The sequence below is a fragment of the Streptomyces sp. NPDC021115 genome (genome assembly GCF_044333065.1).
Taxonomy (GTDB): Bacteria; Actinomycetota; Actinomycetes; order Streptomycetales; family Streptomycetaceae; genus Streptomyces.
In genome coordinates, this window is the sequence record NZ_JBIRQF010000005.1 from 600,029 (window position 1) to 620,171 (window position 20,143).

Sequence of the window (20,143 nt, forward strand, 5' to 3'; positions counted from 1 at the left end):
CCCCTGCCCACCACCACGGGTCCGACACCATGCGCTCGGACACGTCGCCTCAGATGACGGCCACCGGGCGCAGTTCGGCCGCCGCCTGCTGGTCCGGTGGCTGCTGCACCGCCACGCCGTCGGCGGCGCGCTGCGCGAGGCCGAGCTGGGAGATGGCGTTGACCAGCCGCACCCGCGTCCCGGTGCCGGTCAGCTGCCACCGCTGGGTGCGGGCCGTGGCGGAACACGTCTGCGTGGTGACCGTGGCGCCCGCCTCCAGCGGGGCGCCGAGGTAGCGGGCGCCCTTCACCATGTCCAGGCAGTAGTCGGTGGCCGCACCCCCGCGCACGGCGCGGAGCGTGTAGTAGCCGTCCGCGGTGGCCGACAGCCGCCACGTGGCGCCGCTGTCGTCCCCGAACCGTACGGTGGCGCCCTCGCCGCCGCCCACCGTGGTCAGCCGGGTGGCGGAGCCGGGCTGGGTCAGGGCGTACGTGCCGTCCTTCACCGGAAGCCGCACGGTGTTCTCCCAGCCGGGCGCGTGGCCGATGCCGCGGGCGAGCGTGCTGAACGCGTCGTACGTGGCGGCCGGTTTCGGGCTGCCCCAGGTGGCCTGGGCGAGGAAGCGCAGTGGCAGATACGCCTCCGACTCGACCTCGTTCTCGGTCTGGGCCGCCGCCGAGTCCGGCCACATGGTGATCTTCGCCCCGGTGATGCCCGGCTGGGGGCCGCTCAGCGTCTCGCCCTCGAAGCGCAGCGGCGTCCAGTCGCTCTCGTACAGCTCCCGCGTCTTCATGGGGGAGCCGCCGCGGATGAGATAGAGCGCGTAGGCCGAGTTCATCACCTGATGGCCCTGGGCGAGCAGGGCCGAGGGCGGCTGCTCGGGTTCGGCGGTCCAGTGCTCGACCCGGATGTCCTTGTTCACGGGGACGGTGTTGTCGCCGGTCAGCCCGTCGTTCCAGATCCGCAGGGTCCGCCCTCCGGCGCGCACATGGTCGTCGACCCGGTTGACGAAGTCCACGAACGCGTCCTGCGGGGTGGCCCGGGCGCCGTACTTGGCCTTGGCGTACGCGGCGATCTGCGGATACGCGGCGTAGTCGGAGCCCAGCATGTACTCGTCCGCGCCCATGTGCCAGTACGGGGTGTCCCACACGGTCAGCGCCTCGTCCAGCAGCCCGGTGTAGAAGGCGAACGCCTCGGGACGGGTGATGTCCAGCCGCGACGGCGACCGGGTGCCCTTGGTGTCCGTGAGCTGGAGTTCGGGGTGGTTCTGGAGATACGGGTCGATGTGCCCGGGGGAGTTGATCTCCGGTACGACGGTGATGTGGTACTTCCGGGCCATCGCCGACAGCCGCCGTACCTCGTCCTTGGTGTAGTAGCCCCAGAACTTCGTCTTCGGGTAGTCGTCGCTGGCCACCTTCGCCTCGATCCACAGCTGGTTCAGCTTCAGATACGCCATCTCGCGCATCAGCCGCTCGAACCAGTCCAGCGAGATGTGGATGTAGCAGGCGCACACCCCCACCCCGCGCTCGGCGTACCGCGGCACGTCGATGGTCCTGCCGTGCGGCAGCTCGCGCCCGCCGCCGAGCATCTGGAGGACGGTCCGGGTCCCGAGGAACGCCCCGGCGGCCGTGGCCCCGGTGATCCGCACGGTGTCGCCGACGACCAGTTCGTACCCCTCGGCGCCCAGATCCTTCCGGGACGCGTCCACACCCAGCACCACATCGCCCGCCTTGCCGTCCCCGCCGGTCACCACGGACAGCCGCAGCCCCGTCGCGTCGGCCACGTCGTCGGCGAACGTCGCCGCGTCACCGCGCAGCTCCGGCGTCCGCGCGACGACCGCCGCCGCGGCGGCCAGCCGCAGCGTGCCCTCCTGACCGGTCCACCGCACCGGCGCCGGGATCACGGCGGGAGCGGCCGCGGCGCGCCCGGCGGCCATCGCCGGGCCGGAGGCGGCGGCCGGTACGAGCAGGGCCAGCACCGCCAGGACGACCGCCCCGACCGTTCCCCTCATCCGGGCCGAGGATCTGTGACGCCGCGCCCGTCCGTGGTGGTGCGTCCGTATGTCCCGTAAGTATCGACGTGTCGACAACGGCACTCGCCTCCATGCTCACCGGGCCCCGCCCCGGAGGCGGCGGCCATGATCGGACAACACGTGGTGCGGATGCCGGACGGACACGGGAACCACGGCCCGGCGGCAGGGTCCTTCCCCTCTCTCCCGCCTCCTGAACTCGGCCCTCCGAACCCCTACGCAACGCCACCGAAGGCCACCGGTAGGTGACTGGAACGTATCAACCGTCCGGTGGCGGGTACTGTCTCACCGCAGCCGCTCACGTCCTGGCGCTGTGAGGTGTTAGGAATAGGGGGTGATCGGATTTTTCGGTCGATCGAAGCCTTCCCCGCCAGTCCGGTCGCGGGGGCGCCTGCGCGCCCTGCTCGGCGTGCGCAGCATCGCCGGGCAGGTGTTTGCCGTACAGGCGGTCGTCGTCGTCATGCTCATCGCCGTGGCGACGCTGGCCCTCGTCCTCCAGGCACGGAACGACAGCGAGCAGGAGGCGATCAACCGGTCCACCGCCGTGGCCCAGGCGTTCGCCGGGTCTCCGGGCACCGCGGAGGCCATGACGTCCCGCCATCCGACCACCGTGCTCCAGCCGCGGGCCGAGCAGGTCCGTAAGCGGGCGGGCCTGGACTTCGTCGTCGCGGCGAACCCCAGGGGCGTCCGCTATACCCATCCGCTGCCGCAGCAGATCGGCAAGCAGCTCGTCGCCGACTACAAGCCCGCGCTGCGCGGCAAGGTCGTCACCGAGACCGTGCAAGGCCCCCTGGGCAAGGAAGTGCAGGCCACGGTTCCGATCCGGCGGGCCGACGGGAAGGTCGTCGGTGTGATCTGCGCCGGGATGACCGCCCACGACGTCAGCGGCCGGGTCACCCGCCAGCTGCCGCTGGTCCTCGGCGCGGCCGGGGGCGCGCTCGCCCTGGCCACCGCCGGTACCGCCCTGGTGGGCCGCCGGCTGCGGCGCCAGACCCATGGCCTGGGCCCGGCCCAGATGACCCGCATGTACGAGCATCACGACGCGGTGCTGCACTCCGTCCGCGAGGGCGTGCTCATCGTCGACGGCCACGGCTGCCTCGTCCTCGTCAACGACGAGGCGAGCCGCCTGCTCGACCTGCCCCCGGACGCCGAGGGCCGCCACGTCCGCGCCCTGGGGCTCGAACCGCGCACCGCCGAGCTGCTGGCCTCCGGCCGCGTGGCCACCGACGAGGTGCATCTCGCGGGGGACCGGCTGCTGGCCGTCAACCAGCGCTCCACCCAGTGGAACGGCGGTCTCCCCGGCAGCGTCGCCACCCTCCGTGACACCACCGAACTGCGCGCGCTGTCCGGCCAGGCCGAGGTGGCGGAGAAGCGGCTGCGGCTGCTGTACGACTCGGGCGCGAAGATCGGCACCACCCTCGACATCGCCCGCACCACCGAGGAACTGACCCGGTTCGCGGTGCCGTGGTTCGCCGACTTCGCCACCGTCGACCTGGTGGACCCGGTGCTGCGCGGCGACGAGCCGGTGGGCGACGCCATGTGCCGTACGGCCACCTTCGGCATCCGCGACGACCATCCGCTGTGGCGGGTCGGCAAGCGGACGACGTACGTGCGCGGCGCGCCGCAGGCGCTCGGCTTCGGCGCCGGGCGGCCGGTGCTCGACGCCGACATCCGGGACTTCGCGGGATGGCAGGAGCAGGACCCCGAGCAGGCCGTGCGGATCGTCGAGTACGGCATCCACTCGATGATCACCATTCCGCTGCGCGCCCGGGACGTCACCCTCGGCATCGCCACCTTCTGGCGCTCGGAGAAGTCCGAGCCGTTCGACCAGGAGGACGTGGCCCTCACCGAGGAGTTGGTCGCCCGCGCCGCCGTCGCCATCGACAACGCCCGCCGCTACACCCGCGAGCACTCCATGGCCGTCACCCTCCAGCGCAGCCTGCTGCCGCAGGGGCTGCCCGAACAGGACGCCCTGGAGGTGGCGCACCGCTATCTGCCCGCCCAGGCGGGGGTCGGCGGCGACTGGTTCGACGTCATCCCGCTGCCCGGCGCCCGGGTCGCCCTCGTCGTCGGCGACGTCGTCGGCCACGGGCTGCACGCCGCCGCCACCATGGGGCGGCTGCGCACCGCCGTGCACAACTTCTCCGCGCTCGACCTGCCGCCGGACGAGATCCTCACCCACCTCGACGAGCTGGTCACCCGCTTCGACCAGGACCAGGTCGCCGCGGACACCGACGCCGCGCCGATCAGCGGGGCCACCTGTCTGTACGCGATCTACGACCCGGTCACCGGCCGCTGCACCATGGCCCGGGCGGGCCACCCGGGCCCCGCCCTGACCTACCCCGACGGCACCGTCACCTTCCCCGAGGTCCCGCTCGCCCCGCCGCTCGGCCTCGGCGGCGAGCCCGTGGAGACGACCGAGCTGCTGCTGCCCGAGGGCAGCCGGCTGGCCCTGTACACCGACGGTCTGGTCGAGGACCGCGATCGCGACCGGGACACCGGTCTCCGGCTTCTGCGCAGCACCCTCGAGGGCAATCCCGGACGCGGCCCCGAGGAGATCTGCCGGGCCGTCTTCGGGGCGATGACCTCCGCGCAGCCTCGGGACGACGTCGCCCTCCTCGTCGCCCGCACCCATCTCCTGGACCCCGACTCCGTCGCCGAGTGGGAGGTCCCCTCCGACCCCGCCGCCGTCGCCGGAGTCCGCTCCCAGGCTGCCCGGCGGCTGGCCGGATGGGGCCTGGAGGAGAGCGGCTTCACCACCGAACTCATCCTCAGCGAGCTGATCACCAACGCCATCCGCTACGGCTCCGGGCCCATCAAGGTCCGTCTCGTCCGCGACCGCAGCCTCATCTGCGAGGTCTCCGACGGCAGCAGCACCTCACCCCATCTGCGCCGGGCCGCCTCCACGGACGAGGGCGGCCGGGGCCTGTTCCTGGTGGCCCAGTTCGCCCAGCGCTGGGGCACCCGCTACACCCTCACCGGCAAGATCATCTGGGCCGAACAGCCCCTCACCGCCGACGTCCCCGGCCCCGAGCCCACCGAGGAGGACCTGCTCGCCCAGTGGGACGACCTGGACGACGTCTCGACATAGCCTCCCGTTTCTTAAGTATTGACTTATATAAGCCGCGACTGAAATAGTCCTGGCTGTGCACGCATTCGACGTACTGGGAGATCCCGTACGGCGCCGGATACTCGAACTGCTCGCCGAAGGCGAACAGACATCGGGCGCCGTCAGCTCCACCATCCGCGCCGAGTTCGGCATCTCGCAGCCCGCGGTATCACAGCATCTGCGCGTGCTGCGGGATTCCGGCTTCGCCTCGGTGCGGGCCGAGGGCACCCGGCGGCTGTACGCCGTCGAGGCCGAGCCCCTGCGCGAGGCCGACGCCTGGCTGGACCGGTTCCGCGGCTTCTGGGAACAGCGGCTGGACGCCCTCGGCACCGAGCTGGCACGCGGGAAGCGGGAGCGGCGGCTGCGTGAAGAGCGCGGCGGCGACGCCGACGCCGACCGCGGCACCGACAAGCCGCACTGAAAGTCGCACCAACAGGGATGAGCAGCCATGAGTGACATCGTCGACCAGATCAACCACGTCCACCGCGCGGTCGGCAGCCGCGCCGTCCCCGAAGGCGACGCCCGCACCGTACTGCTGCGCCGCACCTACGACGCCGCGATCGAGGACGTCTGGGAGGCGTGCACCGACCGCGAGCGGATCGCCCGCTGGTTCCTGCCGGTCAGCGGCGACCTGCGGCTCGGCGGCCACTACCAGCTGAAGGGCAACGCGGGCGGCGAGATCCTGCGCTGCGAACCCCCGCGACTGCTCACGGTCAGCTGGCTGTTCGGCGAGAACCCCGGCTTCAGCCAGGTCGAGCTGCGGCTGACCGCCGACGGCGCCGAGCGCACCGTGTTCGAGCTGGAGCACGTCGCGGTCGTGCCCGCCGAGTTCTGGGACCGGTTCGGCCCCGGCGCCACCGGAGTCGGCTGGGACCTGGCCCTCCTCGGCCTCGGCCTGCACCTGCGCGGCGAGTCGATCGACGACCCGGCCGCGTGGGAGGGGTCGGACGAGGCGCGGGAGTACTCGACCCGCAGCAGCGAGGCGTGGGGCGCGGCGTACGAGGCGTCCGGCGCACCGGCCGACCTGGCGGCCGCCGCTGCCCGTGCCACCACGGCTTTCTACGTCCCCGAGCGGTAGACCACGCACACCACCGCCGGTCTGTCCGCGATATGTGCGCCGGAAGTCCGCCCCTGTGTATAACGGGGGCGGGAGGCGTTCCATGTCCGAGTTGTTCGACGCGATCGACGCACTGATCGCGGGCCAGTCACCGCTGCCGTCACCGGCCGAGCGGGAGCGGCTGCGCAAGGCACACGGCCTGAGTCAGGAGTAGGTCGCCAAGGCGCTGAAGGTGCGCCGTGCGACGGTGGTCAACTGGGAGAACGGGAAGACCGACCCCAGGCCGCCGCAACGCGAGGCGTACGCCCACTTCCTGAGCGAACTGGCCAAGCTCTACCCGGACCCGGCTCCCGCTCCCGCCCCCGAGGTGCCGGAGCCCACGCCTCCCACGCCCCCCGCGCCACTGGTGGTCGCGCCACCCGCGGGGCGGCGGAGCACCGCACGGCGCCCGCCTTCGACAAGGCGCTGCCCGGCAGCTGGCTGGTCGACCTGTCCCACATCGACCTCGACCCGCGCCTCCCGAACCCCTTCACCCCGCACGGCAACCGCCCCGAGGGCCTCGCCTGGTACGCCACGCCGACCGTCGCGTACGCCGTGGAACTCGGCCACGAGGTACGGCCCGCCGAGGCGTGGGTCCGCCCCGAGACCGGCCCGTATCTGGACGCCTGGTACACCCGGCTGCGCGACGCCTACATGGCCACCATGGAGCGGCTCGGCGTGGTGTCCGGGATGAGCCCGCCGGACTTCCTCGCCGCCATGGAGCGGCACAAGGAGGCCGACCCCGGGCAGGCCGCCGTCCTGTCCGCCGTCAAGGCCACCGTCAAGGGCGGCATCGGCAAGCTGCGCGAACGGCCCCAGGGCGTCCGCTACCGCCCCGGCGAACGCTGGCCCGCCCTGGAACGCCCCACGTGGCGCCCCGACATCCGCGCCGCCGTCATCGCCACCGCCCGGGTGAACATGCACCGCAAGATGCCCGGCCTACGCGGCCCGCCTCTTCGATGCCCAGTCCACCGGCGCCACCGAACAGCAGCTCCGGGACATCGCCGCCGAAGGGCTCCAGGAGATCTACTTCAAGGACAGCGGCCGCCGCGCCGATGGCCTCCTGGTGGAGTTCACCGACATCGACTACGTGGAAATGGACTTCTGACGAGTGTCGATCTCCTGCGGACGGCGGCTATGTGTCGAGCAGTTCCGTGGCGAAGACGTCTTCGATCCTCCACTGCTCGCTCGTCAGGCCCTGCTCGTGGTGATAGCGCAGGCAGGTGTCGAGGGCGGTGCGGTTGGCCGCGATGCCGTAGGGCCACCAGTCCTCGGGGAACTCTTCACCGTTGCGGTCCACCAGGGCGTTCATCCACGGAATCATGGTCTGGACCTGGTAGAGCCTGCGGCTTTCGCGGTAGCTCTCGGCGGCGGTGTCCTTCGCCCGGGAGAAGGCACGGTAGACGCCGTGCGCGAGTCCGGGACGGTCCCGTAGCAGTTCCCGCCGGATGACGATGGTGTGCATCATCGGGAAGATGCCGGTGCGCCGGTAGTAGTCGCGTTCCAGCGGCTCGAAGTCGGAGAACAGCCGGGTGACGTCCGGGGATCCGTCGAGCACGCACTGCGGGACGTTCGCCGAGAACAGCGCGTCGATCTCACCGGCGTCGAGCATCGCGTTCAGGGTCTTTCCCTCGGGCGCGACGCGCACGTCGACGTCGGCCGGGTGCGGATGGGGGATGAAGTCGAAGGGCGGTGCGGGGCGCTCGAGGCCGCCGATCACCCAACGGCTCTCCTCGGGCCTGAATCCGTACTCGTCCATCAGGATGCCCTTGGCCCACACACCGGAGTCCTGACCGTAGACGCCGAATTCGCCGATGGTCCTGCCCGCGAGATCGCCCGGTTCCGTGATCCCGCTGTGGACGTTCACGAAGACGCAGGAGTGGCGGAACACGCGGTTCGGGAAGACCGGCAACGCCACGTACGGCAGTCCGGTCTTCAGCAACCGCAGGTAGAAGGTGAGACCGAGCTCGGCGACGTCGAACTCGGTCCCGCGGATCAGCCGGTCGAAGAGTTCCGGCAGGGTCGCCGCGGTCTTCATCGTGACGTCGATACCGTCGGTGCTCACGGTCCCGTCGAACAGCGCCCGCGTCGTGTCGTACGGGAAGCACCCGACCGTGAGAGCAGGGGCGGCCATGAATACTCCTCCTCGTCGGCTCTGCTGTTCCCATCGTTGGCCGTCGCGGTGTCCGCCGTCCAAGACCTGTTGGGAACCTCCGATACCGCGCGAGTATCGTGCGTGAGGTGGACCTTCGCTCGCTCCGGTATTTCCTCGCCGTCGCCGAGGAGCGCCACATCGGCCGGGCGGCGAACCGCCTTCACATGACGCAGCCGCCGCTGAGCCGCGCGATCCGGCAGCTCGAGGGCGACCTCGGAGCCCTCCTGTTCGAACGCACCCCCAAGGGCGTCACCCTCACGCCCGCCGGACAGGTGCTGTACGAGGAAACGGGCGCGCTGCTGGGGCGGGCCGACCGGATCCGCAGGCGCGTGGCCGCAGCGGCGGGTACGGCGCCCCTCGTCGTCGGGACCCTGGCGGACGCGGCCGAACACGTCGGCGGCCGACTGGTCCCGCTCTTCCGGGCCCGCCATCCGCACGTCCACGTCACCCTCCACGAATCCGACCTCGGCGACCCGACGGCCGGACTCCGCGCCGGGCTGGTCGACGTGGCGATCACCCGCACTCCCTTCGACGACACCGGCATCAGCACGCGCGTCCTGCGCTCCGTACCCGTCGGCGTGGTGATGCGCGAGGACGATCCGCTCGCCGGTCACGCCTCGGTCGCGTCGACCGACCTCGTCGGCCGCCGCTGGGTCCGGCTGCCGGACGGCGCCGATCCGGCGTGGACGGCGTACTGGACCGGCGGTGGGGACGACGGCGCGTCGCCGGTCATGCGAACGATCCAGGAGTGCCTGCAAGCGGTCCTGTGGAACGGCACATCGGCCCTCGCCCCCGTCGATCAGCCGTTGCCCGCGGGACTGGTCGTCGTCCCGCTGAGCGACCGCCCGCCCAGTGATCTCGTCGTGGCCTGGCCGAGGACGGCCTGCGGCCCACTGGTGCGCGGTTTCGTCCACGTCGCCAGTAACGCCCGCTAGGACCGCGTCGCCCTCTGGCACTCGTCCCCGGAGGACTCGCCGCGCCCGACCGGCGTGCTGCGGTCGTACGGGTCGACCTCCGTACCGTCCCCGTCCGCCCGGCGGTCCGTGCCGAAGGGCGGGACGAAGTAGCCCGTGGGGGCGCCGCAGCCGCCGTTGGTCATGTCGTACTTGTACGAGACGATCGAGAACGTGCCCGGCTCGGTGATCACCTTGTCGGGGTCGTCCCAGCTCAGGACCAGCTCGCGCCGGACTATCGTGCGCACGATCTCGTCGTCGCCGCCCGCGTCCGCGCGGGTGACCGGGTAGACGAAGGTGACGTCGGCGGTCACCTGGAGCGCGCCGCGCTCGCCCTCCCGGTAGGTGAGGCGGCCCCGGGTCTTCACGACGTCGCCGACCAGTTGGGTGCGGGAGGGCTGGAAGCGGCTGAAGAGGAGGAGCGGATCGCTCTTCTCGCCCGGGGTTCGGAAGGCGGTTTTCAGCAGGTCCTGGACGTCCTTCTGGTGCGGGTTGATCAGCGCGATCGCCTTCTCGGGGCGCTCGCCCCGCAGTACCCCGCGGTCCAGGCCGGACGCGACGAGGAAATCCCGGCTGCGGGTGAGGGCCCGCTCGACCTCGGCCGAGCTCATCCAGCCGACCGCACTGGCCTTCGGCACCGTGATCCCCGCCGCTCCGCTCGCCCAGTTCGCCGCCGGCGAGCCGCGGAACGGCTCCTTCATGGTGGGGCGTTGAGCCGCCTCCGCCGGGGGTGCCTGGGTCGGGCGGGCGGTCTCGGCCGCCAGCGGCTGGGAGTCGGAGCCGGCGAACAGGTCCACCACCCACCCCGGCGCGAGCGCCACCACCAGCAACACCAGCGAGGCCAGCAGCCCGACCACGTACCAGCCGGTGCGCCGCTTGGGCCGCGCGGGCGTATAGCCGCGCCAGCCCTCCGGGGCGCGGTCGGGCTCCGCGCGCAGCCGCTTCGCCACGTCGCGGGCCCGCGCCGACGGCTCCTTGGGCGCGTCGGCGGCACCCGCCACCGAGTCGCGCAGAAACCGCTCCCACTCCTCATCGGATCTGGACGAGCCGTTCGGCTCCGTACCCGCACCCATCCCCAACCCCCTGGCAATCAGCAGACCGCTGCCCACTCCCCTGGACACGCGTCCGAATAATGACACAGAGCGCCGACACTTGGGCCATGACGAATTCTGGCGCCGGTTTCATGCCCGGCATCGAGCTGTCCGAGATCTTGTACCAGGAGGCGGTGCGACCGCTCCTCGAAGAGGCCTTCCCCGGGCTGCGGTACGCGGCTGCCCGGGTCGGTTCCGGCTCCGAGGTACTGGGCTTCGACACAGCGCGGTCGGCGGATCACGAGTGGGGTCCGCGGCTGGAGATCTTCCTGACCGCCGAGGACCGGGCCCGGCACGGTGCGGACATCTCCCGGACCCTGGCCGAGCGGCTGCCCAAGGAGGTGCGGGGCTGGCCCACCCACTTCCAGGAGAGCGACGATCCGCTCGATCCGGTCGGCCGTATGAAGCTGACGGACGGGCCGGTCAACCACCGCGTCGACGTCCACGACGTGCACGGATGGCTGACCGAACAGCTCGGACCAGCCGCGGCCGACATGCGGCTCACCGCTCGTGACTGGCTGGCCATGCCGCAGCAGCGGCTTGCCGAGATCACCGGTGGCGCGGTGTTCCACGACGGCCCGGGCACGCTCACCGATGTGCGGCGCGGGCTGGAGCGGTACCCGGAGGAGGTGTGGCGGTACCTGCTGGCGTGCCAGTGGCAGCGCATCTCCCGGGAAGAGGCGTTCGTGGGGCGCTGCGCGGAAGTCGGCGACGACATCGGCTCGGCCGTCGTGGCCGCCCGTCTGGTGCGCGACCTGATGCGTCTGTGCCTGCTGCTGGAGCGCCGGTACGCCCCCTACAGCAAGTGGCTCGGCAGCGCGTTCGGCCGACTGCCGATGGCCGAAACGCTCAGCCCGGTGCTGCGCGGCGTACTGACGGCGACGGACCATCCGTCCCGGGAGGCGCACCTGTGCGATGCCTACGAAGCCGTCGCCGCCCGGCAGAACGCGTCCGGACTCATCTCACCGGTGGACCCCAAACCTCGTCCCTACCATGGGCGTCCCTTCCTGGTCCTGCACGCCGAGCGCTTCGCACAGGCGCTCGCGCGAACCGTCACGGACCCGGACCTGCGCACATTGCCGCTGGTGGGAAGCGTGGACCAGTGGGCGGACAGCACCGACCTGCTCTACCAGCCCCACGTCGTTCAGGCCGCGGCGGACACGCTGGGCACTGGGTCACCAAAAGGTTCCTGAGTCACTAAAAAGTGCGTTCTTCCATGTCAGCGGCCACTCTCCTACGGTTCCCGAGTAACCAGCAGAGACCGCACAGTCCCATGGCAAGGAGAGTCGGCAGCATGCCCATCACCCTGGTGAACCCCACCGGATTGCCCGTCATCGACGTCTACCGGCAGGTGTCGATCGCATCCGGGTCGAAGCTGGTCTTCATCGCCGGGCAGGTCGCCTGGGACGCCGAGGGGAAGACGGTCGGCGAGGGTGACCTCGCCGCGCAGGTCGAGCAGTGCTACGTCAACGTCGCCACTGCCCTCGCCGCGGCCGGCGGTTCCTTCGACAACGTGGCGAAACTGACCGTCTACGTCGTCGACTGGACCCCCGACAAGATGCCCACCCTCCTGGAGGGGATGTCCCGGGCGGCCGCGAAGCTCGGGGTCACCCCCGTCCCACCGGCCTCGTTGCTGGGTGTCGTGGCACTGGACGTACCCGACCACCTGGTCGAGATCGAAGCCACCGCGGTCCTCGACTGAGCGGGCTGTCGGCGATCCGCCGCCGGTTCGTCGCCGATGTGTCGGTGGCCGCTGGGATCTTCGACGGCAGGGCGCCCACTCCGGGCGTTCCACCCGTACGGCCGCCGGGCCGTACGGGCCTTCTGCCGCAAGGGAGCTTGCCACCATGCCGTCCGTGCCGTCCACCCCGCCCTGGGATGTCCACCGGCTGCCGCGCGCCGATGACCGGGTCTTCCTGGTCACCGGCGGCAACGCGGGGATCGGGTACTTCATCGCTGAGCAGCTGTCAGCGACCGGGGCCACCGTCGTGCTGGGCAGCCGCAGTCCGGTGAGGGCCGAAGCGGCGATGGCCGCCATCCGCGAGCGTGTCCCCGGCGCGCGGCTGCGCGTCCTGCGGCTGGACGTCGCCGACCTCGGATCGCTCGAAACCGCGGTGGACGCGCTGGAGTCGGCGCACCTCGACGCGGTGGTCCACAACGCCGGGGTCGCCCTCGACGACCCGCCGCGCCGTACGACCGTGGACGGCCACGAGCTGATGTTCGGCACGAACCACCTCGGGCACTTCGCGCTGACCCGCTGGCTGATGCCGCTGCTGTCGGCCGCACCGGCGGGCCGCGTCGTGACCATGGGCAGCTTCGCGGCGAAGACCGAACGGCTCGACCTGGACGACCCGCAGTCCCGGCAGGACTATCGGGCCAAGCGCACCTACGGCCGGTCCAAGCTGGCACAGATGCACTTCGGCCTCGAACTCGACCGCCGCCTGCGCGCCGCCGGGAGCCCGGTGGCAAGCGTGGTGGTGCACCCCGGCGGGGCCCTCGACTCCCTCACCCCCGCCCGGCCGCCCGTACACCTGCGCACCACCGCCACCCGGTTGGGCACGGCCCCCGCGGGGGTGGTCCTCCAGGGCAAACACGCCGGTGCGTGGCCCGCGGTGCGAGCGGTGCTCGACCCCGCCGTACGCGGCGGGCAGCTGTGGGGACCGCGCGTCTTCGGCCTCCGCGGCAGACCCCGGCCCGAACCGGTGTGGACCAACCTCTCGGACACCGCCGTCGCCGCGCGGCTGTGGGACATCAGCCGCACCCTGACCGGCGTCGACCCCCTCTTCAACGGCCCGGCGGACACCTGCATATAGCATCGTTACTGAGCAGTAGAGCGCCCCACGCGGAAGAGGAAACACAGTGCACAGCCCGGTCAAGCATGACGTCGTCGAGGTGAACGGAGTCCGTCTGCACATCGCGGAGCAGGGGGAGGGGCCGCTGGTCCTGCTGCTGCACGGGTTTCCGGAGAGCTGGTACTCCTGGCGCCACCAGTTCGGGCCGCTGGCCGAGGCCGGATACCGCGTCGTCGCTCCCGACCAGCGCGGCTACGCCCGCAGTGAGCAGCCCGAGGACATCGCCTCCTACACCCTGCTCCATCTGGCCGGTGATGTGATCGGGCTGATCCGCGCGCTCGGCGAGGAGCAGGCGGTGGTCGTCGGGCACGACTGGGGCGCGCCGGTCGCCTGGACCACGGCGATGCTGCGCCCCGACGTCGTACGGGCCGTGGCCGGGCTGAGCGTTCCGCCGGCGCTGCCCGCCGGAATGGCCCCGCCGTCGGCCACCCGGAGGTACTACGGCGAGGGCTTCTACCAGAACTACTTCCAGCAACCGGGCGTCGCCGACGCCGAGTTGGGGGAGGATATCGCCTCGTCCCTGCGCCGCATCCTGTACAGCGGCTCCGGGGACAACCCGAAGAACGAGCGGCCCCGGCCCTGGGTCGTCCCCGAGGGCAAGGCCCTGCTGGACACCGTGCCCGAACCGGAGCAGCTGCCCGGGTGGCTGACCGAAGCGGACATCGAGGTGTTCGCCCGGGACTACGCCGAACACGGCACCCGGGCCTTCACCGGCCCCCTCAACTGGTACCGCAACATCGAACGCAACCAGGAGCTGCTGGCCGCCTTCCGGGGCCGTGGCATCGAGGTGCCCGCGCTGTACATGGTGGGCGACCGCGACCTGGTCACCTCGTTCCGCGGCGTGGACACCCTGCGCGCCTCGCTGCGCCGGATCGTGCCCCGGCTGCACGACGAGGTGACCCTGCACGGCTGCGGCCACTGGACCCAGCAGGAGCGGCCCGACGAAGTCAACGCCGCCCTGCGGGACTTCCTCGCCCATCTGGACGGTGGCCGCTAGCGGCCGTCATCCGCCCGGGCGGCGCGCCAGATCCCGTGCATCTCGTCCGCCGCCCCGGGCGCCGCGACCAGCAGCCCGCCCGAGGGCGTGCCCGCGGTCGGCCCGGTGTCGTCGAACGCGAGCGCGCCCGCCTCCCGGCAGATCAGCAGCGCGGGCACGCCGTCCACCGCCTGGAACCTGCCGATCGCGCCCGCGGCGGCCCGGCCCGCCGCCACCTGGGCCAGCGACAGCGCCGTCGAACCCATGATCCGTACGGTGCACAGCCGGCCGGACAACTCAGCGAGCACCCGGTCCATGCCGCGCCACGGGGCGTGGGCGGCCCACTCCGTCATCACCACCTGCCCCCGCACCCCCATGGCTCCGGTGACCCGGATCGGCTCCCCGTCCAGGCGGGCGCCCTCGCCCCGTACCGCCGTGAAGACCTCGCCCCGCCAGGGATCCGCCACCAGGCCCAGCAGCGGCCCGGACGCGTCGGACAGCCCGAGGGAGAACGAACTCCAGCCCACCCCGTGCGCGTAGTTGGTCGTGCCGTCGACCGGGTCGACCACCCAGCTCGGCGCCCCCGCCGCGCCCTCGCGCACCCCGTACTCCTCGCCCTCCACCCGGTGGCCGGGGAACGCGCGCAGCAGCACGGAGCGGACGTGGCGCTCGATCAGCTCGTCGGTGTCGGTGACCAGATCGGCCGCGTTCGCCTTGGTGCGCACCTCGCCGGTACGGGGACGGCGCATGGCCTCCGCCGCCCACCGCGCGAGTTCACCGGCCACCTCCACGGCCCGGCGCAGCTCGCCCTCGTCCATCGTGCACCCGCTTCCCTTCACAGCTCACAGCCGCAGATGCGACGCCCCGTTGAGGTCCAGGACCGTCCCCGACGCCCACGTGGCCTCCGCCGACGCCAGATACACCACCGCGGCCGCCACTTCCTCCGGCGTGCCGACCCTGCCGAACGGACTCTGCCCCCGCAGCGCGTCCCCCGACTCCCCGGTCAGCCGCCCCGCCACCCGCTCGGTGGCGGTGAACCCCGGCGCCACCGAGGTGACCGCGATCCCATGCGGCGCCAGCGCCACCGCCAGCGACTGGCCGAGCGCGTGCAGCGCCGCCTTGCTCGCCCCGTAGGCAGGATGGTCCGGCTCGCCACGGAACGCCCCGCGCGAGCCGATGTGCACGATCCGGCCGGGCGCACCGCGGTCGATGAGGTGCCGCGCCACGCAGTAGCTCAGGTTCGCCGCGCCGAGCAGATTCACCTCCACCATCTGCTGCCAGACCCGCTGCCACTCCTCGTACGACACCTCGGCCACTCGGTGCGCGTTGTCCTTCGACGTGGCCACGGCGGCGTTGTTGACCAGCACATCGACCCCGCCCAGCGCCTCCTCGGCGGTGTCCGCGATCCGCTGCGCCACGGCCGGATCACCGAGGTCGCCACCGAGGACCACATGCCCCTCACCCGGCAGCGCCGCAAGGGTCTCCTCGGCGTCCGCCGCCCGCGCCCCGTAGTGCACGGCCACCCGGTCGCCCCGCTCCGCGAACGCCCGCGCGACCGCCCGTCCGATGCCCCGGGACGCCCCGGTGACCAGTACGCCCCTGCCCTGAGGACCCGGCACGGCACATCACTCCCTCTACGGTGGTAGGTGCTCAGCGTGTCATGGCGCTAGCCGCCGAGCAGTTCGGTGATCCGCTCCTCGGGAACGGCCTCGACCGCGTCGAACGACCAGCGTGCGTCCCCGGTCTTGTCCACCAGCTTCGCGCGGACCCCCTCGGCGAAGTCGGGCTCACGGACCAGCCGGGACGCCACCACCAGGTCCCGCCGGAGGCATCCGGCGAGGGTGTCGCGTTCGCCCAGCCGCAGCATCTCGTCGGTCAGCCGGAGGCTCAGCGGTGACGCGGCCGCGAGCGAGTCGAGCGCCGTCCGTGCCCACGCCGAACCGTCCGCCCGGAGGTGGCCGACCACATCGGACAGGGTGCCGGGCGCGAACGCCGCGGCGATGCGGTCGCCGGTGTCGTCCAGATCGGACGGTGGCGCGGTACGGGCGTACTTGGCGAGCGCGTCGGCCGGTTCGGCCGTGTCCAGCGCGGCGATGAACTCGGGCAGCTCGGCGGAGGACACGAAGTGGGTCGCCAGCCCGGCCTTGACCGCGTCGGCCCCGCTCAGCCGCGCGCCGGTCAGCGCGAGGTAGCGGCCGAGCGCACCGCCGAGCGGGGGCAGGAAGGAAGAGGCGCCGACATCGGGAAAGAAACCGATGAGGGTTTCCGGCATCGCGAACACCGACCGCTCGGTGGCCACGCGCACCGCGCCGTGCACCGAGATGCCGAGGCCGCCGCCCATGGCGACCCCGTCGATGAGGGCGATGTACGGCTTGGGGTACTCGGCGATCTCCTGGTTCAGGGCGTACTCCTCGCGGAAGAAGCGCGCCGTGGCGGCGACGTCGCCACGCAGCGCCGCCTCCCGGATCGCCCGGATGTCGCCGCCCGCGCAGAACGCCCGTGGGGTGCCGCTGCGGACGACGACCGCGCGGACACCGGGATCGCCGCGCCACCGGTCCAGTGCGCTGCGCATGGCCAGCACGGTGTCGGTGTCGAGTGCGTTGAGCGCGGACGCGCGGTCGAGGACCAGATGGGCCACTCCCTCGCGCACCGAGGTTTCGACGGTTGCCATGGGCCTCACGATGCCACGGCGGTCACCACCCCTGACGCCGACCCCCGGGGTCGGCGTCAGGGGTGGGCAGTTCACTCGAATCCGCCGATGACGTTCTGATCCCAGTCGATGACCGACCCCGTGACCACACCGCTGCGGTCGGAGAGCAGGAAGACCACGAAGTCCGCGATCTCGTCGGCCTGGCCCAGCTTTCCCATCGGCTGTGCCGCGGCGGCCTTCTCCCGCCAGTCGTCGCCCGCGCCGTGGAAGGCGCGCTGTGTCGCGTCCTCGCCCTCGGTGTCCGTCCAGCCGATGTTGAGGGTGTTGACGCGGACGCGGTCCCAGCGGTGGGCGTAGGCCGCGTTGCGGGTCAGCCCCGCGAGACCCGCCTTCGCGGCGGAGTACGGCGCCAGATGGGGCGGGCCGCCGTGCGCGCAGTTGGAGCCGATGTTGACGATGGTGCCCGCCGCCTCGCGGGCCGTCATGTCGGCCACCGCGGCCTGCATCGCGAAGAACGGCGCCCGCAGGTTGATCGCCACATGCGCGTCGAACAACTCGGGCGTGGTGTCCAGCAGCGAGCCGCGCGAGGTCAACCCGGCCGCGTTGACCAGGCAGTCGACGCGCCCGTACGCCTCCACGGTCCGTACGACGCTCGCGCGCGCCTGCTCCGGGTCCGCCAGGTCCGCAGCGACGAAGCGGGCGCCGGTATCCGTGGCCACCTTCTCGCCGACCTCGGCCCGGCGGCCGGTGAGGACCACGGCCGCGCCCTCGCGCACGGCCGCCCGCACGATCCCCGCGCCCACGCCCTGGCTGCCGCCGTTGACAAGGACGACCTTGTCGTCGAGGAGTCCCATGAGGTGCTGTGCCTTCCTTCAGCTCTGGCGGCGCAGCGCGCCCGCGTGCAGTTCCTGATCCAGCCGCTCCGGGTCCCAGCCCTCGGCCACGGCCCGCCGGAGGGTGTCCGCCTGGGAGGGCGGCGCGAGCCCGTCGACCGGGGGATCGAGGTCCAGGTTGGTGGGGAAGGCGTAGCCCTCGGCCGTGGCGGCGACCACCCGGTGCAGCCACTCCTCGGACATGCCCTCGGCCTTGCGGCGCAGCAGCACCGGGAAGACCGCGTTCGCCATCGCCCGGCGGTCCACGCTCTCCATCGCGCGTCCGAAGGCGGAGGAGATCTGGAGCAGATTGGCCATGCGCTTGATGTCGGCCGAGCGGTTGTGCCCGGCGGCGTGGAACAGCGCGGGGTTGAAGAACACCGCGTCGCCCTTCTCCAGCGGGAGCTGGACGTGGTGGCTCTCGAAGTAGTCGATGAACTCCGGCAGCCGCCAGGCCAGATAGCCGGGCTCGTACTTCTGCGAATGCGGCAGGTACAGCGTCGGCCCCGACTCGACCGGCATGTCGCAGTGCGCCACCGCGCCCTGAAGGGTGAGGACGGGCGACAGCCGGTGGACGTGCGCCGGGTAAGCGGCCGCCCGCTCCTGGGGGAGGAAGCCCAGGTGGTAGTCGCGGTGCACACGCTGCGCTGCGCCGCCCGGGTTGACCACGTTGACCTGCGAGGTGACCTGGTACGCGGGGCCGAGCCACGCCTCGGACACCAGCGCCAGCATGTCGTTGGCGTAGTAGTCGGCGAACGCCTCCGGGGCGCGCACGGCCATCTTGTCCAGCGCGCTCCACACCCGGTCGTTGGCGCCCGGCTTGGCGAAGTGGTCGCCGCGGGCGCCGCCCTGCGCGCGCTCCTCCTCGATCAGGTCGTTGAACGCGCCGGACGCGCGGTCCACGACGGCGGGGTCCGGGTAGGCGCGCCGCAGCACCACCACGCCGGGCCCGTCCAGCAGGGCCCGCACCAACTCGTCCAGGATGGCCCGGCGCCCGTCCCCGGTGGCCGCGAGGCCGCGGAGCCGGTCGCTGTCGTACAGCGGGACACCCTGCTCGACGCACTCGGCCGAGGGGTGGTGCCGCGGCTCGGTGCCCTGCTCGACCAGCGCGCGGAACGCGCCGAGGTCGCAGTCGTCCTCGGTCAGCCACGTCCGAGTGGCCGCGTCGGCGGGGGCGGTGGCCGCGTCGGTGGGGGACATCCTTAAGTCCTTTCGCCGTGCCTGCGTTTCTGCCAGTCTTATGAACCCCCTCCCATCAATCAATCCGCAGCAGCCCATCAAAAACCCATCATCGACATCCCGGGAAACGAGTCATGCCGCACCCCTTCACGATCAAGGAGATCGCCCGGCAGGCCGGGCTCAGCGAGGCCACAGTCGACCGGGTCCTCAACGACCGGGGCGGCGTGCGGGAGAGCACCGTCATGGAGGTGCACCAGGCGGTCAAGGACCTGGACCGGCAGCGGACCCAGGTCCGTATCGGGGGACGCACCTTCATGATCGATATCGTGATGCAGGCGCCGGACCGGTTCTCCACCGCCGTACGCGACGCGCTCGAAGCCGAGCTGCCGTCCCTCCACCCCGCCGTGGTGCGCTCCCGCTTCCACTTCCGGGAGACCGGCCCCGCCTCGGAACTGATCGCCACCCTGGACAAGATCGCCAAGCGCGGTTCCCAGGGTGTGCTCCTCAAGGCCCCGGACCTGCCCGAGGTCGGGGCCGCCGTCGGCAGGCTGGCCGCCGCGGGCATCCCCGTCGTCACCCTGGTGACCGACCTGCCCGGCAGCGCGCGCAGGGCGTATGTCGGCATCGACAACCGCGCCGCCGGGGCCACCGCCGCCTATCTGGTCGGGCAGTGGCTCGGCGGCCGTCCCGGCCATGTGCTCGTCACCATCAGCCGGGGCTCCTTCCGGGGCGAGGAGGAGCGCGAGATGGGCTTCCGCGGTGCGATGCGGAACGCCCGCCCCGGGCGGTCCCTGGTGGAGGTCACCGACAGCGACGGCCTCGACGCCACGCAGCGCGACCTCGTCCTTGCGGCGCTGGAGCGCGATCAGGACATCATCGGCGTCTACTCCATCGGCGGCGGCAACGCCGCCACCCTCGACGCCTTCGACACCCTCGGACGCGAGTGCGCGGTGTTCATCGCCCACGACCTGGACCACGACAACACCCGGCTCCTGCGCGAACGCCGCCTCTCCGCCGTCCTCCACCACGATCTGCGCCAGGACATGCGCCGCGCGTGCCAGACCGTCATGCGCGCCCACAAGGCCCTGCCCGACGACGGGCCCGCCCTGCCCTCGGCGATCCAGGTGGTCACGCCCTACAACATGCCATGAGAGGTGCCGACATGCCGTGAGAAACGTCCAGGCCGACCCGTGCGGGCCGGC

17 protein-coding genes and 2 pseudogenes are annotated in these 20,143 nt (G+C 72.1%); 11 read left to right on the forward strand and 8 right to left on the reverse strand.

The annotated features are described in order from the left end of the window. Positions 1–49: 49 nt before the first annotated feature. Positions 50–1,990 (reverse strand): family 20 glycosylhydrolase, encoded by a 1,941-nt coding sequence (locus ACH4TL_RS20220; RefSeq protein WP_398315928.1) that lies wholly within the window; start codon positions 1,988–1,990, stop codon positions 50–52. A 418-nt stretch (positions 1,991–2,408) separates the two neighbouring features. On the opposite strand from ACH4TL_RS20220, the gene ACH4TL_RS20225 reads away from it, so the two are divergent. The 5 genes and pseudogenes from ACH4TL_RS20225 to ACH4TL_RS20245 form a co-directional block, all read left to right on the forward strand. Further along, positions 2,409–5,099 carry a SpoIIE family protein phosphatase gene (locus ACH4TL_RS20225; protein ID WP_398316070.1) on the forward strand — a complete coding sequence of 897 codons (2,691 nt, stop codon included), beginning with the start codon at positions 2,409–2,411 and terminating at the stop codon, positions 5,097–5,099. Positions 5,100–5,154: 55 nt separating this feature from the next. Continuing rightward, complete coding sequence (locus ACH4TL_RS20230) at positions 5,155–5,538, forward strand: ArsR/SmtB family transcription factor (protein ID WP_398315930.1); 384 nt, start codon at positions 5,155–5,157, stop codon at positions 5,536–5,538. Between the two features lie 27 nt (positions 5,539–5,565). Next, positions 5,566–6,195, forward strand: coding sequence for an SRPBCC family protein (locus ACH4TL_RS20235; RefSeq protein ID WP_398315932.1), 630 nt, complete (start codon positions 5,566–5,568; stop codon positions 6,193–6,195). Between the two features lie 345 nt (positions 6,196–6,540). Next, a pseudogene (locus ACH4TL_RS20240) lies at positions 6,541–7,146 on the forward strand (transcriptional regulator); the annotation flags it as partial. A gap of 1 nt (position 7,147) precedes the next feature. Next, a pseudogene (locus ACH4TL_RS20245) lies at positions 7,148–7,321 on the forward strand (XRE family transcriptional regulator); the annotation flags it as partial. 27 nt (positions 7,322–7,348) lie between these two features. Here ACH4TL_RS20245 and ACH4TL_RS20250 read toward each other — a convergent pair. Beyond that, complete coding sequence (locus ACH4TL_RS20250; RefSeq protein WP_398315934.1) at positions 7,349–8,347, reverse strand: 4,5-dihydroxyphthalate decarboxylase; 999 nt, start codon at positions 8,345–8,347, stop codon at positions 7,349–7,351. A 107-nt stretch (positions 8,348–8,454) separates the two neighbouring features. Here ACH4TL_RS20250 and ACH4TL_RS20255 point away from each other — a divergent pair, with 107 nt between their 5' ends. Further along, positions 8,455–9,303: a LysR family transcriptional regulator gene (locus ACH4TL_RS20255; protein WP_398315936.1), complete on the forward strand. Its 849-nt coding sequence runs from the start codon at positions 8,455–8,457 to the stop codon at positions 9,301–9,303. Here ACH4TL_RS20255 and ACH4TL_RS20260 read toward each other — a convergent pair. Beyond that, positions 9,300–10,394, reverse strand: a complete 1,095-nt coding sequence (locus ACH4TL_RS20260; RefSeq protein ID WP_398315937.1) for a hypothetical protein — start codon at positions 10,392–10,394, stop codon at positions 9,300–9,302. The two genes, ACH4TL_RS20255 and ACH4TL_RS20260, sit on opposite strands and share 4 nt — an antisense overlap. Positions 10,395–10,480: 86 nt before the next feature. Between ACH4TL_RS20260 and ACH4TL_RS20265 the strand changes: the two genes are divergently transcribed. From ACH4TL_RS20265 to ACH4TL_RS20280, 4 genes are all read left to right on the forward strand, one after another. After that, positions 10,481–11,605 carry a DUF4037 domain-containing protein gene (locus ACH4TL_RS20265; protein WP_398315939.1) on the forward strand — a complete coding sequence of 375 codons (1,125 nt, stop codon included), beginning with the start codon at positions 10,481–10,483 and terminating at the stop codon, positions 11,603–11,605. A 101-nt stretch (positions 11,606–11,706) separates the two neighbouring features. Further along, the gene (locus tag ACH4TL_RS20270; protein ID WP_398315941.1) at positions 11,707–12,114 is read left to right on the forward strand and encodes a RidA family protein; all 408 of its coding nucleotides are present in this window, start codon (positions 11,707–11,709) and stop codon (positions 12,112–12,114) included. A 145-nt stretch (positions 12,115–12,259) separates the two neighbouring features. Next, complete coding sequence (locus tag ACH4TL_RS20275) at positions 12,260–13,225, forward strand: SDR family NAD(P)-dependent oxidoreductase (protein WP_398315943.1); 966 nt, start codon at positions 12,260–12,262, stop codon at positions 13,223–13,225. 46 nt (positions 13,226–13,271) lie between these two features. Beyond that, the gene (locus ACH4TL_RS20280) at positions 13,272–14,261 is read left to right on the forward strand and encodes an alpha/beta fold hydrolase (protein WP_398315945.1); all 990 of its coding nucleotides are present in this window, start codon (positions 13,272–13,274) and stop codon (positions 14,259–14,261) included. On the opposite strand, the gene ACH4TL_RS20285 is transcribed toward ACH4TL_RS20280, so the two are convergent. The 5 genes from ACH4TL_RS20285 to ACH4TL_RS20305 all read right to left on the reverse strand — a co-directional run bounded on the left by ACH4TL_RS20285 (position 14,258) and on the right by ACH4TL_RS20305 (position 18,962). Beyond that, on the reverse strand, positions 14,258–15,058 hold the full coding sequence (locus ACH4TL_RS20285; RefSeq protein ID WP_398315947.1) for an inositol monophosphatase family protein: 801 nt from the start codon (positions 15,056–15,058) through the stop codon (positions 14,258–14,260). The genes ACH4TL_RS20280 and ACH4TL_RS20285 overlap by 4 nt on opposite strands. Positions 15,059–15,082: 24 nt before the next feature. Further along, positions 15,083–15,859, reverse strand: coding sequence for an SDR family NAD(P)-dependent oxidoreductase (locus ACH4TL_RS20290; protein WP_398315949.1), 777 nt, complete (start codon positions 15,857–15,859; stop codon positions 15,083–15,085). Between the two features lie 47 nt (positions 15,860–15,906). After that, positions 15,907–16,911: an enoyl-CoA hydratase/isomerase family protein gene (locus tag ACH4TL_RS20295; RefSeq protein WP_398315951.1), complete on the reverse strand. Its 1,005-nt coding sequence runs from the start codon at positions 16,909–16,911 to the stop codon at positions 15,907–15,909. A gap of 71 nt (positions 16,912–16,982) precedes the next feature. Beyond that, positions 16,983–17,744, reverse strand: coding sequence for an SDR family oxidoreductase (locus tag ACH4TL_RS20300; protein WP_398315953.1), 762 nt, complete (start codon positions 17,742–17,744; stop codon positions 16,983–16,985). 18 nt (positions 17,745–17,762) lie between these two features. Continuing rightward, entirely contained in the window at positions 17,763–18,962 is a 1,200-nt protein-coding gene (locus ACH4TL_RS20305; protein WP_398315955.1) for a phytanoyl-CoA dioxygenase family protein, read from the reverse strand. Between the two features lie 113 nt (positions 18,963–19,075). On the opposite strand from ACH4TL_RS20305, the gene ACH4TL_RS20310 reads away from it, so the two are divergent. Further along, on the forward strand, positions 19,076–20,092 hold the full coding sequence (locus ACH4TL_RS20310) for a LacI family DNA-binding transcriptional regulator (RefSeq protein ID WP_398315957.1): 1,017 nt from the start codon (positions 19,076–19,078) through the stop codon (positions 20,090–20,092). The last annotated feature ends 51 nt before the right edge of the window (positions 20,093–20,143 follow it).

Coding starts and splice junctions, on each gene's coding strand:
- ACH4TL_RS20310 (WP_398315957.1), top strand. CDS start 19,076: ATGCCGCACCCCTTCACGATCAAGGAGATCGCCCGGCAGGCCGGGCTC.
- ACH4TL_RS20275 (WP_398315943.1), top strand. CDS start 12,260: ATGCCGTCCGTGCCGTCCACCCCGCCCTGGGATGTCCACCGGCTGCCG.
- ACH4TL_RS20285 (WP_398315947.1), bottom strand. CDS start 15,058: ATGGACGAGGGCGAGCTGCGCCGGGCCGTGGAGGTGGCCGGTGAACTC.
- ACH4TL_RS20300 (WP_398315953.1), bottom strand. CDS start 17,744: ATGGGACTCCTCGACGACAAGGTCGTCCTTGTCAACGGCGGCAGCCAG.
- ACH4TL_RS20235 (WP_398315932.1), top strand. CDS start 5,566: ATGAGTGACATCGTCGACCAGATCAACCACGTCCACCGCGCGGTCGGC.
- ACH4TL_RS20260 (WP_398315937.1), bottom strand. CDS start 10,394: ATGGGTGCGGGTACGGAGCCGAACGGCTCGTCCAGATCCGATGAGGAG.
- ACH4TL_RS20250 (WP_398315934.1), bottom strand. CDS start 8,347: ATGGCCGCCCCTGCTCTCACGGTCGGGTGCTTCCCGTACGACACGACG.
- ACH4TL_RS20270 (WP_398315941.1), top strand. CDS start 11,707: ATGCCCATCACCCTGGTGAACCCCACCGGATTGCCCGTCATCGACGTC.
- ACH4TL_RS20305 (WP_398315955.1), bottom strand. CDS start 18,962: ATGTCCCCCACCGACGCGGCCACCGCCCCCGCCGACGCGGCCACTCGG.
- ACH4TL_RS20220 (WP_398315928.1), bottom strand. CDS start 1,990: ATGAGGGGAACGGTCGGGGCGGTCGTCCTGGCGGTGCTGGCCCTGCTC.
- ACH4TL_RS20295 (WP_398315951.1), bottom strand. CDS start 16,911: ATGGCAACCGTCGAAACCTCGGTGCGCGAGGGAGTGGCCCATCTGGTC.
- ACH4TL_RS20265 (WP_398315939.1), top strand. CDS start 10,481: ATGACGAATTCTGGCGCCGGTTTCATGCCCGGCATCGAGCTGTCCGAG.